At 71.1% G+C, this 15,194-nt stretch carries 16 protein-coding genes; 7 read left to right on the plus strand and 9 right to left on the minus strand.

The genetic code is table 11. The features are described from left to right. Positions 1–46: 46 nt before the first annotated feature. Positions 47–1,375: a UDP-N-acetylglucosamine 1-carboxyvinyltransferase gene (gene murA, locus F4553_RS14075; protein ID WP_184836127.1), complete on the plus strand. Its 1,329-nt coding sequence runs from the start codon at positions 47–49 to the stop codon at positions 1,373–1,375. Positions 1,376–1,448: 73 nt separating this feature from the next. Beyond that, positions 1,449–2,066 (plus strand): DUF3043 domain-containing protein, encoded by a 618-nt coding sequence (locus F4553_RS14080; protein ID WP_184836128.1) that lies wholly within the window; start codon positions 1,449–1,451, stop codon positions 2,064–2,066. 58 nt (positions 2,067–2,124) lie between these two features. Here the strand turns inward: F4553_RS14080 and F4553_RS14085 are convergent, their stop codons facing one another. After that, on the minus strand, positions 2,125–2,496 hold the full coding sequence (locus F4553_RS14085) for a group I truncated hemoglobin (RefSeq protein WP_246466330.1): 372 nt from the start codon (positions 2,494–2,496) through the stop codon (positions 2,125–2,127). Between the two features lie 120 nt (positions 2,497–2,616). Here F4553_RS14085 and F4553_RS14090 point away from each other — a divergent pair, with 120 nt between their 5' ends. Beyond that, on the plus strand, positions 2,617–3,252 hold the full coding sequence (locus F4553_RS14090; RefSeq protein ID WP_184836129.1) for a DUF2461 domain-containing protein: 636 nt from the start codon (positions 2,617–2,619) through the stop codon (positions 3,250–3,252). 4 nt (positions 3,253–3,256) lie between these two features. Here the strand turns inward: F4553_RS14090 and F4553_RS14095 are convergent, their stop codons facing one another. The 7 genes from F4553_RS14095 to F4553_RS14125 form a co-directional block, all read right to left on the minus strand. Next, positions 3,257–3,757, minus strand: a complete 501-nt coding sequence (locus F4553_RS14095; RefSeq protein WP_184836130.1) for a hypothetical protein — start codon at positions 3,755–3,757, stop codon at positions 3,257–3,259. A 27-nt stretch (positions 3,758–3,784) separates the two neighbouring features. Further along, positions 3,785–4,099: a branched-chain amino acid transport AzlD family protein gene (locus F4553_RS14100; protein ID WP_184836131.1), complete on the minus strand. Its 315-nt coding sequence runs from the start codon at positions 4,097–4,099 to the stop codon at positions 3,785–3,787. After that, a complete protein-coding gene (locus F4553_RS14105; protein ID WP_312875206.1) occupies positions 4,096–4,761 on the minus strand; it encodes an AzlC family ABC transporter permease in 666 nt (221 codons plus the stop codon). Before F4553_RS14105 ends, F4553_RS14100 begins: the two co-directional genes overlap by 4 nt. A gap of 198 nt (positions 4,762–4,959) precedes the next feature. Beyond that, entirely contained in the window at positions 4,960–6,219 is a 1,260-nt protein-coding gene (locus F4553_RS14110; RefSeq protein ID WP_184836132.1) for an MFS transporter, read from the minus strand. A gap of 76 nt (positions 6,220–6,295) precedes the next feature. Then, on the minus strand, positions 6,296–7,270 hold the full coding sequence (locus tag F4553_RS14115) for an ABC transporter ATP-binding protein (protein WP_184836133.1): 975 nt from the start codon (positions 7,268–7,270) through the stop codon (positions 6,296–6,298). Next, positions 7,267–8,094 carry an ABC transporter permease gene (locus tag F4553_RS14120; RefSeq protein WP_312875207.1) on the minus strand — a complete coding sequence of 276 codons (828 nt, stop codon included), beginning with the start codon at positions 8,092–8,094 and terminating at the stop codon, positions 7,267–7,269. Before F4553_RS14120 ends, F4553_RS14115 begins: the two co-directional genes overlap by 4 nt. A gap of 13 nt (positions 8,095–8,107) precedes the next feature. Beyond that, positions 8,108–8,812, minus strand: a complete 705-nt coding sequence (locus F4553_RS14125) for an ABC transporter permease (protein ID WP_184836135.1) — start codon at positions 8,810–8,812, stop codon at positions 8,108–8,110. 241 nt (positions 8,813–9,053) lie between these two features. On the opposite strand from F4553_RS14125, the gene F4553_RS42425 reads away from it, so the two are divergent. Further along, a complete protein-coding gene (locus F4553_RS42425; protein WP_312875208.1) occupies positions 9,054–11,129 on the plus strand; it encodes a WG repeat-containing protein in 2,076 nt (691 codons plus the stop codon). A gap of 172 nt (positions 11,130–11,301) precedes the next feature. Next, on the plus strand, positions 11,302–12,303 hold the full coding sequence (locus F4553_RS14135) for an aldo/keto reductase family protein (RefSeq protein ID WP_184836137.1): 1,002 nt from the start codon (positions 11,302–11,304) through the stop codon (positions 12,301–12,303). Positions 12,304–12,346: 43 nt separating this feature from the next. Here F4553_RS14135 and F4553_RS14140 read toward each other — a convergent pair whose 3' ends face one another. Continuing rightward, a complete protein-coding gene (locus F4553_RS14140; protein WP_184836139.1) occupies positions 12,347–12,541 on the minus strand; it encodes a hypothetical protein in 195 nt (64 codons plus the stop codon). Positions 12,542–12,592: 51 nt separating this feature from the next. Between F4553_RS14140 and F4553_RS14145 the strand changes: the two genes are divergently transcribed. Further along, positions 12,593–14,416 carry a bifunctional adenosylcobinamide kinase/adenosylcobinamide-phosphate guanylyltransferase gene (locus F4553_RS14145; RefSeq protein WP_184836140.1) on the plus strand — a complete coding sequence of 608 codons (1,824 nt, stop codon included), beginning with the start codon at positions 12,593–12,595 and terminating at the stop codon, positions 14,414–14,416. 2 nt (positions 14,417–14,418) lie between these two features. Further along, positions 14,419–15,180: an adenosylcobinamide-GDP ribazoletransferase gene (locus F4553_RS14150; protein WP_184836142.1), complete on the plus strand. Its 762-nt coding sequence runs from the start codon at positions 14,419–14,421 to the stop codon at positions 15,178–15,180. Positions 15,181–15,194 lie beyond the last annotated feature (14 nt).

Raw genomic sequence — 15,194 nt, forward strand, 5'->3', positions numbered from 1 at the left:
ATGCTTTCGCGGTTCGCCGTCGCTCCCAACTTATTCGGAGGCCCCTGTGCAGGATCTTCTCGTCGTTCACGGCGGCACGCCGTTGCAGGGGTCGGTTCGGGTGCGGGGCGCCAAGAACCTCATCTCCAAGGCGATGGTCGCGACGGTGCTGGGCAATTCGCCGAGCACGTTGCACGACGTGCCGCGGATTCGCGATGTGGAGATCGTGCGGGGCCTGCTGGAGCTGCACGGCGTACGGGTGTCGGACGGCGCCACCCACGGCGAGATGATCTTCGACCCGGCCAACGTCGAGCGGGCCCATGTCGACGAGATCAACGTGCACGCGGGCTCGTCGCGGATCCCGATCCTGCTGACCGGACCGCTGCTGCACCGGCTGGGCCACGCGTTCATCCCGGACCTCGGCGGCTGCAACATCGGCGGCCGGCCGATCGACTTCCACCTGGCGGCGCTGCGGGAGTTCGGCGCCCAGGTCGACAAGACCGCGGGCGGGCTCGACATCAGCGCGCCCAACGGGCTGCACGGCATCAAGTTCGCCCTCGACTACCCGTCCGTGGGCGCCACGGAGCAGATCCTGCTCACGGCGGTGCTCGCCAAGGGCGTCACCGAGCTGAGCAACGCGGCGGTCGAGCCGGAGATCATCGACCTCATCTGCGTCCTGCAGAAGATGGGCGCGATCATCAAGGTGCACGCCAACCGGGTGATCGAGATCCACGGCGTGGAAACGCTCGGCGGCTATGTCCACCGCCCGATCCCCGACCGGATCGAGGCCGCGAGCTGGGCGTCCGCCGCCCTCGCCACCGGTGGCGACGTCATGGTCGAGGGCGCACGCCAGGCCGACATGATGACCTTCCTCAACACGTTCCGCTCGATCGGCGGCATGTACGAGGTCGACGACTCCCCCGTGGGCGGCGGCATCCGCTTCTGGCACCCCGGCGGCGACCTGCGCGCCACGGTGCTCGAGACCGATGTGCACCCGGGTTTCATGACCGACTGGCAGCAGCCGCTCGTCGTGGCGCTGACCCAGGCGTCGGGCATGTCGATCGTGCACGAGACCGTCTATGAGAAGCGCTTCGGCTACACCGCCGCGCTCAACCAGATGGGTGCCAACATCCAGGTCTACCAGGAGTGCCTCGGCGGGACGCCGTGCCGCTGGGGCCGCCGTGGCTTCGCCCACTCCGCGGTCATCGCGGGCCCGACCAAGCTGATCGCCGCCGAACTGGTCATCCCCGACCTCCGGGCCGGGTTCAGCCACCTGATCGCGGCGCTCGCAGCGGCGGGGACCTCGACGGTCCACGGCGTGGACCTGATCAACCGGGGCTACGAGGACTTCGAGGCGAAGCTCGCGGCGCTGGGCGCCCGGGCCGAGCGGGGCTGAAGCCCGCACCGGGTGTGAGCCGAAGCTCCGCACGCGGCTGAGGAAATCACCGGACATCGGCTACCCTTGCCTCGTGTCTACGCTGTTCCGTCGCAAGCCTGCCGAGCCGCAGGTCATCGAAGAGGTGACCCCGGCCGAGGGCGACCTCGTGTCCGCCACCCGTCGCGCCACGCCGAGCAAGAAAGAGCTCGGCAAGGTGACGCCGAAGCGGTCGGACGGTCGCCGCAAGGCTGAGCCGCCACCGGCCAACCGGCGCGAGGCCTACAAGCGCATGCGCGAGAAGCAGAAGCTCGACCGGGCCGAGGCGATGGAGGGCATGCGCTCGGGTGACGAGCGCTACCTGCTCGCCCGCGACAAGGGCCCGGAGAAGGCGCTGGTCCGCGACCTCATCGACTCGCGTCGCAACGTCGGCACCTGGTTCTTCGGCAGCGCGTTCCTCGTGCTGCTGGGCACCTCGATGCAGTCGCCCGCGATCGCGCTCTACGCCCAGCTCCTGTGGTTCGTCATCGCGCTCGCCGCGGCGGTCGACACGGTGCTGATCTGCCGCAAGCTCGGCAAGCTGGTCCGGGAGCGGTTCCCGAAGAGCGAGGTCAAGAGCCGCTCGCTCTACTTCTACGCCTTCATGCGCTCGATCACCTTCCGCCGCCTGCGGATGCCGAAGCCGCGCGTGAAGCTCGGCGAGAGCTTCTAGTCGTCACGGTCAACGGCGGCCCGCCCCGGATCCGGGGAGGGCCGCCGTCGTCGTGTGCCTACGCGGTGATGATGTCCGGTGCCACCGCGGTGAGCGTTTCGTTGACGTGCGTGATGACGTGCTCGGGCACCCCGAGCTCGACCAGGACGGCGATCAGGTGCGCGCCGACCCTGGCGTAGTCGTCCGAGGTGATGGAGAGGTGTGCGTGCGCCTGCGACAACTCCCGGCCGGAGTAGGCGTCGGGCCCGCCGAGCACGGTGGTGAGGAGCGCCACCTGGTGCTGCCGAAGCACTTCGATGTCGATGCCGTCGAAGAACTCGGCGGTCTGCGGATCGGCGAGCAACCGCTCGTAGAAGCGCCGGACAGCCTCCTCGACGGCTTCGCTGCCGCCGATCTCCTCGAACATCGGGGGTGTGACATCCACGCTCATGAGAGCCTCCGCTCATGGCTGTGACTGAACCGTGCGTGCCACCTCAGGCTAGGTTCCGACCCGGCGGGCCACCACCGCTGAAGCGGTACTCCCGCCCCGTCGCTGCGATAGGTTCGGCCCATGTCGTTCACGGGCTTCCCCGACGAGGCACTGGCGTTCTATGAGGGGCTCCAGGCCGACAACTCCAAGACCTATTTCACCAAGCACCGGGAGGTCTACGACCGCTCGGTGAAGGCGCCGATGCAGGCGCTGGTCGCCGAGCTCAGCGACGAGTTCGGCGAGTGCCGGCTCTTCCGGCCGCACCGCGACGTGCGCTTCGCCAAGGACAAGTCGCCCTACAAGACGCACCAGGGCGCGTTCTGCGACCTGGACCCGGGAATCGGCTTCTACGTCAGCATCGACGCCGACGGGATCGTCACCGCGGGCGGCTTCCACTCCCCGGATCGCGAGCAGACCCTGCGCTACCGGACGGCGGTCAACGACGACGTGCTCGGCGACCTGCTCGTCGGCATCCTCGGCAAGCTGACGAAGGCCGGGTTCACCCGGAGCGGTTCGCAGGTGAAGACCCGGCCGCGCGGCTGCCCCGCCGATCACCCCCGGCTGGAGCTGATGCGCCACGAGTCGCTCACCGTGCACCGCCGCTACCTCCCCGATGACGAGATGCACAGCCCGAAGATGCTGGCGAACGTCCGCCGGGACTGGAAGGCGATGCGCCCGCTGCTCGACTGGATCGACAAGAACATCGGTCCCGCCTGATGGATCAGCTCTCCGACTCCGGGCGGGGAGCCATGTGCACCGCCCAGGCGATCTGGACGCCGAGGAAGACCAGCAGGCAGAGCAGGATGCCCTCCACCTGGAGCGGGGTCAGCCCCAGGTGGAGCGCCTTCGGCAGGCCGGGGAAGAGCGCGACCACGGCCACGACGGCGTAGAGCGGCGCCACGATGAAGCGCAGCGCCGCCGCGACGAGGCCGCCGTCGCGGATCCGGTCCACCATCGGTGCGAGCAGGATGACGCCGATCGCCCCGGCGATCCCGGCGATCGCGAAGGACGACCGCCACAGCGCGGGCACGTCCGGCGCCACCTGCGAGAGCAGCGCCATCGTGCCCGGGATCAGGAACTGCAGCGAGACCAGGTAGGCCATCCGGCGCCCCGAGGCCCCCCGGTCCCCCACCTCCGGCCGGTCCCGCATCGCCACCCACCAGAGCCCGAGCAGGGTGAAGTTGATCGCCGAGACCACGCCGTAGAAAGCGTTGAGATCCATGTACCCGACGGTACCGATTTGTCGCTTTTAGCGGATGCCCAACAGCCGAAGTCCCGCGGCTACGGCGGCGGCGGCCACGACCACCACGACGAAGGGGGCCTTCCGCCACGCCAGGACCGCGCCGACCAGCACCCCGGCCGGTCGGGCGAGGCCGATCGAGATCCGGTCGCCGTCGGTGAAGACCGAGGTCGCGACGAGTGCCGCCAGCAGGGTCACCGCCGCGATCGGGAGCAGGTGCTTCAGCCGGTCCGGCAGCACCAGCCGGTCGTGCAGCAGCACACCGGCGAGGCGCACCCCATAGGTCCCGGCGGCGAGCGCCAGGATCACCCAGGCGGCGGTCATGGCGTACCCCCCGGTTTGATCATGAGAGCCGCCGCCAGACCGACCAGCGAGAGCAGGACGGGCAGGCCCGCCGGGAGCAGCGGCGTGGTCGCGACCGCGATCACCGCGCCCGCCCCGGCCGCGACGCGCGCCGCGGAGTCGCGCAGCGAGGGCAGGAGCAGGGCGAGCAGGCCGGCCGGGAAGGCCGCGTCCAACCCGAAGGTCTCCGGGTCCCCCACGGCGTTTCCGATGAGTACGCCGACCACGGTGCCCAGGTTCCACAGCACGAACAGGGTGCCGCCCACCAGCCAGAAGGAACGCCGCTTGCGACCCGGATCGGGCTCCGCCATCGTGAACGCGGTCGACTCGTCGATCAGGATGTGCGAGCCCAGCAGCTTCGACGGCAGCGAGTCGCCGATGTATCCGCCGATCGCCAGCCCGAACGGGAAGTGCCTGCTGTTGATCAGGATGCCGCCGACGACCGCGGCGATCGGGTTGCCGACGCCGAGCAGCCCGGCGGCGAGGAACTGCGACCCGCCGGCGAAGACGATGAGCGACATGGCGATCGGCACCCACGGTTCCAGCCCGTTGGCGACGGCGATGGCCCCGTAGGACAGCCCGATCACGCCGGCCGCAGCCCCTATGGCGAGCGCGTCCCGCACCAGCGCCCTATCGGTGATCACGGTTGGTGAACGTAACGGGCTGTGGGGGGTCGTGCAAGTTACATACCGATGGTTGGTCACCAAGATCGCCGCAACTCTTGAAGAGTTGGTGTTATTACGGGCTTGATCATGTTCTCGCGGCGTGAAATGGGCACGCTTTGCTGCAAAGCGTCACCGCCGATAGCACCAACTCTTCAAGAGTTGCGGCGATCTTGGTGGCTACCGGTAGGCGGGCTCGGGCTGCGGGGTGGCGACGGTGGGCGGGACGTGCGTGAGGGCTCCGCGGAGCGGGCGGAGGCTCGCCAGGGCCAGGGCCAGCGCAGCGGCTCCGGCCAGCAGCGGGAGCAGGAAGGCAGCCTGGTAGCCGTGGCTGTCGGCGAGACGGCCCGCCGCTGCGGCACCCAGCGCCACACCCGCCACCACGCCGGAGGCGAGCAGGGTCATCACGGTGCCCGCGCGGCGGGCGGGGGTGATGGCGTTGGCGACGCCGTAGACGCTGATCAGGTACGGCGCGCTGACGACACCGATGACCGCCATCGCGACCAGGACGCCGACCAGGGTGCCCGGCATCACGACGAGGAGCGCACCGCCGGCGGCCAGGGCGATCGCGGCGACCACATAGCGGGTGAGCAGCCCGATCCGCGCCGGGATCCAGGCGGTGGCGAGCCCGGCGATGGCGCTGCCGACGCCGAGGACGGCGTAGATGAGCCCGGCCGAACCGGAGGCGCCGACCGACGACGCATAGGCCGTCACACCGGTCTGGGTGGCGCCGAAGACGGCGCCGATCGCCACCATCGCCACGACCAGGGCGATCACGGCTGCGATCGGGAGCCGGACCGCGACAGCCGCGGCCCGGGGCGCCCTCACGACGGGCGGCGCGGTGCGGTGCAGGGCGAACGGGACAGCCGCCGCGACGGTGAGACCGGCTGCGACGAGCAGCGGCGCCGAGGGCGAGCCGAGCACCGCCACGAGCCCGACGAGCGCCGGTCCGGCCATGTAGGAGAGTTCGTCGGCGGCACCCTCATAGGAGAACGCCGTCGGCAGGTTCCGCTGCTCACCCCGGTCGCCGAGCAGGGCGGCCCACCGTACGCGTACCAGCGGACCCACCTGCGGAGTCGCGAAGCCGGCGGCCGCCGCGAGGAGGCCGACCACGACGGGCGTCGCGCCGGTCCGGACCGCGACCACGACGGCGACGAGCGCCGCGGCGTCGATGAGGGCGGCGACGGCACCGACGAGCCGCTGCCCGTGCCGGTCGGCGAGCGCACCCACGACCGGACCACCGAGCGCGGCACCGATCCCGTAGGCGGCGGCGACGGCACCCGCGACGGCGAAGCTGCCGGTCGCGACCGCGACGAGCGTGATCACGCCGAGCGGGCCCATCGCGGCGGGGAGGCGGGCGAGGAAGGAGAGGCCGAGAAACCCGGGCCCGGTCACGCGGACGAGACCGCGATAACCGGCGGGAGAAGTGACGACTGACACAGGGAACTCCGGATGCAGAGGCGCCATGCCCGCCGTCCCACCCATCCGACGGACCCCTGACGGCCCTGTGCGTTGATCACGTTACCGGTTCGACCCCCGCCGGGGACAGGTAGAGGCGCGAGATCACATCTTCGATCGCGGGTTCGGCGATCGCGAGGTCGCGCAGGGTGCCGAGGGACACCAGGCGGGCCACGAGATCGCCGACCTCGGCGTGCGCGTCGAGCGCGAAGGTGATCCGCGTCCCCTCGACCGACTCGACCGAGACACCCGGTAGCTCCACGACGGTGGTGAGCGGCGTGTCCAGCTCGACGACGACGCGGCGCCGCGAGCCGTAGCGGGCGTGCAGCTCCGACAGGCTCCCGTCGTGGACGACCCGGCCGTGGTCGATGACGACGATGCGCCGGCAGAGCCGCTCGATGTCGGCGAGGTCGTGGGTGGTGAGCACGATGGTCGTGTCGCCGCGGCGGCCCAACTCGGCGAGGAAGCCGCGCACCGCCTGCTTGCTGAGCACGTCGAGACCGATCGTCGGCTCGTCGAGGAAGATCACCTCGGGGCTGTGCAGCAGGGCGGCGGTGAGCTCGCCGCGCATCCGCTGGCCGAGCGAGAGCTGGCGGACCGGGGTGTCGAGGAAGGCGTCGAGGTCGAGCAGTTCCCGGCAGCGGCGCAGGGCGGCCGCGTGATCGCCCGGCGGCACCCGGAAGACGTGCCGCATCACCTCGAAGGAGTCCCGCAGCGGCAGGTCCCACAGCAGCGCCGAACGCTGGCCGAAGACGACGCCGATCCGCGCGGCGAGCTTGCGGCGCTGCGGCACCGGGGTGAAACCGCAGACGGTCAGCTCGCCGCTCGACGGCATGAGTACGCCCGTCAGCATCTTCAGCGTCGTGGACTTCCCGGCGCCGTTGGGCCCGAGGTAGCCGAGGAGTTCGCCGCGCTCGACGGTGAGATCGATCCCGGCGACCGCCTCGACGACGCGGGACTCCCGGCGGAAGCGGCCCACCTTGGCCTTGACGACGAACTCCTTGCGCAACCCGCGTACCTGGATGACCGTCATGACCCCGTGCTCCTGTAGTGGCGGACGCCGGTGCGCCAGACCAGGGCGGCGAGCCCCACGGCGACGAGCGCGACGAGCGGCGATGCCCAGCCGGTGAGCTCGGGCAGGCCCAGCGGATCGGGCAGCTCCAGCAGCACCAGCGCGGGATAGTAGGCGACGAACCCGAAGCCCAGCCCGTATGCGAAGACGCGCCGGAAGAGCTGGCCGTAAACGGTGATCGGATAGGTGCTGAAGTCGCGCCCGCCGTAGGTCACGGTGGCGGCGATCTCGCCGGACTCGATCCACCAGAACGCCACCGCCGAGGCGGCGACGAAGATCGAGCCGAAGAGCGCGGCACCGGCGATCGGGGCGACCACCACCAGCACGGCCTTCGCCGGGGTCCACGCCACATCGGCGAGGACCAGGGCCACCACCAGGATCGTGACGGCGTAGAGGACCCTGCCGATCCGGCGTACGCCGAAGTCGAGCGCGAGGAGCTGCGACAGCACCCCGAGCGGCCGGATCAGCACGGTGTCGAGGGTCCCGGTGCGGACATACATCCGGATCCGCTCGATGTTGCCGACGGCGAGGTCGGCGACGTTGAAGGCGACCATGCCGAGGGCGAACATCACCAGCACCTGCGGCCGGGTGAAGCCGCCCAGCGACGGGGTGACCTGGAAGAGCACGATCACGGTCAGCAGGTCCCCGCCGAGCAGCGCGAAGTTGCCGACCATGTCGAGCCAGAAGGAGGCGCGGTAGGACGCCTGGCCGCGTACCTGTGCCTTGAGCAGCTCCCAGTAGGGCGTCAGCCGAGTCCCCGGAGCTCCCTCGCTTCGCTCGCTCACTCCTCGCGCCAGCTCACCCACCCTGCACCACCAGCTTGCGCTCGGCGCGGCGCTGGACGAGGAAGCAGAGCCCGATCAGCGCGGCGGCCCACGCGATCTGTCCCCCGACGATGGCGAGCTGCCCGGTGAGCCCGTCCCGCTCGACCAGGACGTCGAGCGGTGCCTGGAGCATCGACGGCATCGGGGTGCCGATCCAGATGAGAAGCAGCAGCGGTTCGGGCAGGAAGCGCAGCGGGAAGTAGAGCCCGGCGAGCAGCCCGGAGCAGACGAGCCAGACGAGGTTGACCCCTCGGCTGTCCATCAGCCAGAACGAGGCCGCATTGACAAGATAACGACAGCCGAAGCTGATCACGACGCCGAGCACGATCGACGCCGCGCCGAGCGGATAGGTGGGCCAGCGCTGCGGCACGTAGAGCGTGAAGCAGAGCGCCCCGACCAGCATCGGGGCGAAAAACCTGGTCAGGAAGGCGTAGGCGGCCCGGCCGAGGTCGGCGGCGAGGAAGTAGACGACCGGGTGCTGCGGACGCAGCAGGTCCATCACGACGTCGCCGGAGCGGATCCGGTCGGCGAGGTCGTTCCAGCCCCACAGCAGCAGCACGCCGAGCAGGCCCTGGCCGAGCCAGACGAAGCTGAGCAGCTGAGCCTCGGAGTAGCCCGCGGCGGCACCGCCGACGACCGTCACGGCGATCATCACGTAGCTGCGAAGAAAGCCGAACATCGAATTGGTGACGGTCGCGGCTACGGTTGCTTGACGATAAGTGGCATAGCGACGGAAACCGGCTGCGGCTATTGCCCCATTTCGTCCAAGCGCTTCGGTGAAGTTTTCGGCCGTGTGCCGAGCCGCAGTAGCGGTGATTAAGCCCACGCCGTACCCTCCCGATGCGACCTCTTCACATTCCGGCCGAGTGAGCCTACTCGCCGGGCGAAGCTGCGCGCTGATCGTTTCCTGGAGGTGGGGCGTGACCGACGAGCGCACCGACGACCGGCACCGGCCGACCGCACCCGCTTGGGCCGGTGCGCCGACGAAGCCGTGGTCCAAGGTGCCTGCTCAACGGCCCCATAGCGACAATCCGGACGGCCAGCCCGTCTCCGGCACCGCTCGCGTGCCGCAGCCCGGCGCGCAGGCCCCCAACGTGCACCCCCAGCAGCCCGGACAGCAGCCACCGCGCCCCGGAGGCGTCTATGGCCAGCCGCAGCAGCCGGGCCAGCCCGGTCCGCCGCCGCAGCCCGGTCCGCAGGGCCAGCCCGGCCAATACCCGCCGCCCGGGCCCTTCCCGCCGCGGCAGGGTGTTTCGCAGTTCGCGCCGCCGCCCCAGCCGCCCGCTCATCAGCCGCCACCCGCCCAGACTCCGCCCGGCGTGCGCGGTCGCCACGCTGCCGAGCAGACCGGTGAGCTCCCGGCGATCCCGGCGAGTGTCTCCGCCGCCCCGGTCTCGGTGGCACCCGCCGCACCCGCAGCCGCGGCCGTAGCGCCCGTGTCGGAGGCTCCCGTCTCCGTGGCGCCCGCCCCGGCCATGCCCGCTGCGACCGAGGCGCCGCAGGCGGTGGCGACGCCCGACACCGTCGTACCCGTCTCGGCACCCGCCGCGGGCAGCGCCACCGCGCTCACCGCGCCGACGATGATGCATGCGATCGTGCGGCCCAAGCAGGCCGCCGCGACCGCGGAGCCGGTGACCACGCCCGCCGAGGCCGCCGCAGCCGTCGCGGAAGCGGTCGAGAAGGAGAAGACCCCCGATCCCGAGCAGGTGCTCGCCGCGATCGAGTGGCGTTTCCACCACGACACGCTGCGCGAACTCGTCGACGATCCGGACCAGCTCCGCGACGTCCGCGAGGCGCTGACCGAGAAGCTCAGCCCGGCCACCGACAACGCGACCCGGGCCCGGCTGCTCAGCCTGCGCGCGGTCGTCTCGCGCATCCTCGGCGACCTCGGCAAGGCGCACTCCGATGCCAAGATGGCGCTCGTGCACGCGGAGGCGACCGGCGAGCTGCGGCGCATCGCGATCGCCCAGGCCCGCCTCGCCAACGTGCTGCAGTGGCGCGGCGACTTCGCCGAGGCCGACCAGCTCTTCGAGCAGGCCAACTCCACCGAGCTGCCCGACCGGCTGCGCGCCACGATGCACGAGCACTTCGGCAAGTCCTGCTATGACCAGGGCCGCTACATCGAGGCGTGCAACCACTTCGAGAAGGCCCTGGAGCTGCGCAAGGTCGAGGACCCCGACCTCACCGCCCGCACCGAGCTGGCGCTCGACGCGGTCTTCCGCAAGGTCGCGGAGAATGGCTGGGGCCCCTACCCGCGCGGTCGCGACGAGATCCTGCGGGTCCACAAGCCCCCGGTCCCCAAATTCGATCAAAAGCTTCAATGCTGGGGGTACGCGGACCCGTCCGGCGAGACCGGCATCCAGCCCGCCTTCGCCGACGCCCAGCCGTTCCGCGACGGAGTGGCGTGGGTTCGCCGCCCCGAGTCCGAGACCTGGGAGCTGATCGACGAGGGTGGTCAGCGCCTCATCGACAACCGGGCCGGCTGGCTCGGCGTGGGATCGTTCTCGGACGGCCTGGCCTGGGTGTCCCGCGACGGAACCGGCAACTGGGTGGCGATCGACAAGACCAACCGGATCGTCATCTCGACCGGTTTCGACGACGTCCGCCCCTTCCGCCGCGGCATCGCCGCCGTCCGCCGTGGTGGCTGGGGTGCGATCGACAAGGTCGGCCGGATCGTGGTCCCGTGCCAGTTCGGCCCGTTCGCCACGGCGCTCACCGACGGCCGCTACGTCGACGGGTTCACCGACGAGGGTCTGGCGATCGTCGACGCGGGCGGCCGCAAGGGCATCGTCGACCGCGCGGGCAACATGATCGTCCCTCCGGTGCACCCGGCCCTCGTCATCCACCCGGTCGCATTCCTGGTGGCGAGCCCGGCCGGCAAGTGGGGCGCTCTCGACCGCAAGGGCCGCCCCCTCATCGACCCGCAGCTTCCCAGCCGCACGGTGGTCATGGAGGAGATCGACCGCCTCCTGGCCGACACCAAGCCGGTCCTGTAGGCACCGTCGCACGCCCACTTCCCTGAATTTTAATGCTGGACACGCCGCAGAATCCGCAACAAAGGTCAGGGTCAACTCGGCCCTGACCTTTGTCGCACTCCGCCCGGCGTGTCCAGCATTAAAGTTCAGGGGAGTTCGGGCAGTGGGACTATCCGCGGCATAGGGTTCTGGTATGGAATTCCGACACCTCGGGCGATCTGGGCTGCTGGTCAGCGAGATCTCCTACGGAAACTGGATCACTCACGGCTCACAGGTCGAGGAGGACGCGGCCCTCGCCTGCGTCCGCGCGGCCCTCGACGTCGGCATCACGACCTTCGACACGGCCGATGTCTACGCCGGCACCAAGGCCGAGGCCGTTCTCGGCCGGGCGCTCAAGGGCGAGCGCCGGGCGGGGCTGGAGATCTTCACCAAGGTCTACTGGCCGACCGGTCCGGGCCGCAACGACCGGGGCCTGTCCCGCAAGCACATCCTGGAGTCGATCGACGGCTCGCTGAGCCGCCTCGGCACCGACTACGTGGACCTCTACCAGGCACACCGGTTCGACCACAGCACGCCGCTGGAGGAGACGATGGTCGCCTTCGCCGATGTCGTCCGGGCGGGCAAGGCGCACTACATCGGCGTCTCCGAGTGGACCGCCGACCAGCTCCGCGAGGGCCACGCGCTCGCGACCGAGCTGCGGATCCCGTTCGTGTCGTCGCAGCCTCAGTATTCGATGCTGTGGCGGGTCATCGAGGACGAGGTCGTGCCGACCTCCGAGGAGCTCGGCATCAGCCAGATCGTCTGGTCGCCGATCGCCCAGGGCGTGCTGACCGGAAAATACCTGCCGGGCCAGCCGCCGCCGGACGGTTCCCGCGCCACCGACGAGAACGGCGGCCGGTTCATGCAGCGCCTCATGAGCGACGAGGTGCTGAGCCGGGTCCAGCAGCTCAAGCCCCTCGCCGAGCAGGCCGGGCTGACGATGGCCCAGCTCGCGGTGGCCTGGGTGCTGCAGAACACCAACGTGGCGAGCGCGATCGTCGGCGCGACCCGCCCGGAGCAGGTGCTCGACAACGCCAAGGCGTCCGGGGTCAAGCTCGACGCCGATCTGTTGAAGGCGATCGACGAGATCCTGGAGCCGGTCGCGGAGCGCGATCCGGCCAGGACCTACGAGACCTCGCCCAAGGAACGTCCCTAGGCTTCGGCCTCCCGCGTCACCTCATGATGAGTCTGCTCGACGGTTACGCCGCGAGCAGGCTCATCTTGTATTCCACCCGCTCGTCATCGACGAGGATCGCCGTCACCGCACCGGATTCGACCAGCTCACGCCAGCTCTGACCCAGCCACGACTCCGCATCGGCCTGGCCGCCGAAGCTCTCGGTCGGCCCCTCGATCGACTTGCCATCGGCATCTTCGTAACGCCAACTCCACGCCATAGCCCGGACTCCCTCCGCCCCCACTACCAATAAGCCACTAGGGTACGTGGCATGTCGGTTGACGCGTGGACGAGCGCCCTGGTGTTGGGTGGCATCCGATCCGGAAAGTCGGAGTTCGCGGAGTCCCTCGTGGCTGCCGCCCTGACGGACCAAGAGGGCAGCACGGTGCGATATGTCGCCACCGCCGAGATCGGCGACGATCCGGCCTGGGCGGAGCGCATCTCGGCCCACCAGCGACGACGCCCCGTCGAGTGGACCACCGAGGAGATCATCGAGCCCGCAGACCTGCTGCGGTCGCTCGGCAATGCCAGCGCCGAGGAGATCGTGCTCGTCGACGACCTCGGCGGCTGGGTGGCCCGGCTGCTCGACCTCGACGCCGAGGCGCAGGAGCAGCAGATCGAGGCTCTGGGCTGGTCGGTCGGCGCGTGCAAGGCGACGCTCGTGCTGGTCAGCTCCGAGGTGGGCCTCGGCCTGGTGCCGACCACCGAGATCGGCGCGGCCTATGCCGACCTGCTCGGCGCGACCAACCGCACCGTCGCCGACGCGGCGACGCAGGTGGCGCTCGTCGTCGCCGGACAGCCGAGCTGGCTCAAGCAGTCCGCGAGCCGGGCTCCGGCCCCCGCGGGCAAGGCCGCTGCCGCCAAGCCGGCGGTCGTCGTGCCGCCGCAGGAGGTCCCCGAGGTGATCACCCCGGTCGTGGCCGACCCGACCGCCGCGCTCAGCGCCCCGACGATGACGCTGCCGATGGTCGCCACCGGCCTCGTGATCCAGCACGGCATGGACCTGCCGATGCCCAACGAGGAGGCCGAGCGCGATCTCACCGCCCGGCTCGCCACCCTCGACCTGCCCGGCGCCGGTTTCGGCGGGCTCAGCGGGATTCTCGCCTTCGCGGCGAAGACCCAGGGCACCGCCACCCCGTCCCAGTGGCGTTCCGTGCGGGTCATGCTGGTCCACGCCGACTTCCTGGGTTCGGCCGCTGCCGGGGTCGACGCCGCCGACTCGCAGCACCGCGCCGACCAGGCTCGCGCCGGGGCCGGCCCGATCGGTGTGCTCGCCGCTCGCCTCGGCGCCAGCCTGCAGGTGGTCGACGCCGCCACCGCCGAGCCGATCGACCTCGGCAGCGCCACGACACCGGAGGCCGTCGAGGCGGCCCTTCGGCACGGCTGGCGGCTCGCCGAGGAGGCGGCCGACGCCGGAGTGGACCTGCTCGTGCTCGGTTCCTGCGGTGCCGGGACGGAGACCACCGCCGCCGCGATCGTCTCGTCGATCACCGGCGCCGAGATCGCCGGGCTGCTCGGGCGCCGGGTCAGTGCCGACGGGCGGGTCGACGACACCGCCTGGATGCTGCGCTGCCTCGCCGCCCGCGACGCCCTGCACCGGATCAAGTCGGTCGGCAACAACGCCCGGGACCTGCTCACCGAGCTCGGCGGTGCCGGGATGGCGATCGCGGTCGGACTGATGCTGGGTGCCACCGCTCGGCGTACCGCGATGGTCCTCGACGGACCGCTGGGTGTCGCGGCCGGGCTGCTCGCGCGCGACCTGGCGGGCCAGGCCCGGCACTGGTGCCTGCTGCCGGACCACGGCGGCGACCCGACCACGAAGCTGGGTGCCGACGTGCTGGGCCTGGACCCGATCCTCGACCTCAAGCTCGACCTGGGCGAGGGCGCTTCGGCGCTCGCCGCGATCCCGCTGATGCAGTCGGCGCTGGCGCTCGCGGAGTCGCTGTGGCAGGGGGCGCCGCCCGCGGTGGCCGCTCCGGCCGAGACCGAGCCGGACGCGGTCGACGTCGCCGGGCTGGAGTCGGCCGCCGAGCCGATGCCGGGCGGTCCCGGCTTCAACGCGCCGAGCGGTGCCTATCCGGTGACCGAAGCCTGATCATGGCCGTCGGCGACGGACTCCGGCTCGCCATCACCACCTTCACCGTGTTTCCGCTGCGTGCGGGGCGGGTGGACCGGGCCGCCGGTGCCGTCGCGATCTCCGTCGCGCCCGCGGTCGGCGCGCTGCTCGGCCTGGTCGTCGGCGGTGTCGGCTGGTCGCTGTCGTGGCTGGGCACGCCCGCCCTCGTCGCGGGGGCGCTCGCGGTCGGCACCGGGGTGCTGCTGACGCGGGGTCTGCACCTCGACGGGCTCGCCGACACCACCGACGCGCTCGGGTCCTACGGCGGCCCGGAACGGGCTCTGGAGATCATGAAGAAGCCCGACATCGGGCCCTTCGGCGTCGCCGCGATCTGCCTGGATCTGCTGATCCAGACCGCGTGCCTCACCGCTCTGGTCACCCACCCGGCCGCCACCGCGCTGGTGGCGACCGCGACCGCGATGGCCTGCGGCCGGCTCGCGGTGACGGTGGCCTGCGCTCGGGGCGTGCCCGCGGCACGCCCCGGCGGGCTGGGCGCACTGGTCGCGGGCTCCGTCCCGCCGGTGGTGGTGGCGCTCGCCGCGGTCGCCGTCGGCCTCCTGGCGGTCCGGGCGACCCCCGCCCACCCGTGGCAAGGCCCCGTCGTGGTCGCGGTCGCCACCGCCGTCACGGCGGTCCTGCTGCGCCATCTGGTACGCCGGTTCGGCGGCATCACCGGCGACGTACTCGGATTCGTGCTCGAAGTGTCCACGGGACTCTGTTTGGTCGGCCTGACGCTGGACTAGGTGATCGAACGCGT

It is taken from the genome of Allocatelliglobosispora scoriae (genome assembly GCF_014204945.1).
GTDB lineage: Bacteria > Actinomycetota > Actinomycetes > Mycobacteriales > Micromonosporaceae > Allocatelliglobosispora > Allocatelliglobosispora scoriae.

Bases quoted from the DNA above. Each gene is read 5' to 3' on its own strand.
- F4553_RS14140 (WP_184836139.1), bottom strand. From the start codon at position 12,541: ATGGCGTGGAGTTGGCGTTACGAAGATGCCGATGGCAAGTCGATCGAG.
- F4553_RS14135 (WP_184836137.1), top strand. From the start codon at position 11,302: ATGGAATTCCGACACCTCGGGCGATCTGGGCTGCTGGTCAGCGAGATC.
- F4553_RS14145 (WP_184836140.1), top strand. From the start codon at position 12,593: ATGTCGGTTGACGCGTGGACGAGCGCCCTGGTGTTGGGTGGCATCCGA.
- F4553_RS14150 (WP_184836142.1), top strand. From the start codon at position 14,419: ATGGCCGTCGGCGACGGACTCCGGCTCGCCATCACCACCTTCACCGTG.
- F4553_RS14115 (WP_184836133.1), bottom strand. From the start codon at position 7,270: ATGACGGTCATCCAGGTACGCGGGTTGCGCAAGGAGTTCGTCGTCAAG.
- F4553_RS14125 (WP_184836135.1), bottom strand. From the start codon at position 8,812: ATGTTCGGCTTTCTTCGCAGCTACGTGATGATCGCCGTGACGGTCGTC.
- F4553_RS14100 (WP_184836131.1), bottom strand. From the start codon at position 4,099: ATGACCGCCGCCTGGGTGATCCTGGCGCTCGCCGCCGGGACCTATGGG.
- F4553_RS14090 (WP_184836129.1), top strand. From the start codon at position 2,617: ATGTCGTTCACGGGCTTCCCCGACGAGGCACTGGCGTTCTATGAGGGG.
- F4553_RS14085 (WP_246466330.1), bottom strand. From the start codon at position 2,496: ATGAGCGTGGATGTCACACCCCCGATGTTCGAGGAGATCGGCGGCAGC.
- F4553_RS14095 (WP_184836130.1), bottom strand. From the start codon at position 3,757: ATGGATCTCAACGCTTTCTACGGCGTGGTCTCGGCGATCAACTTCACC.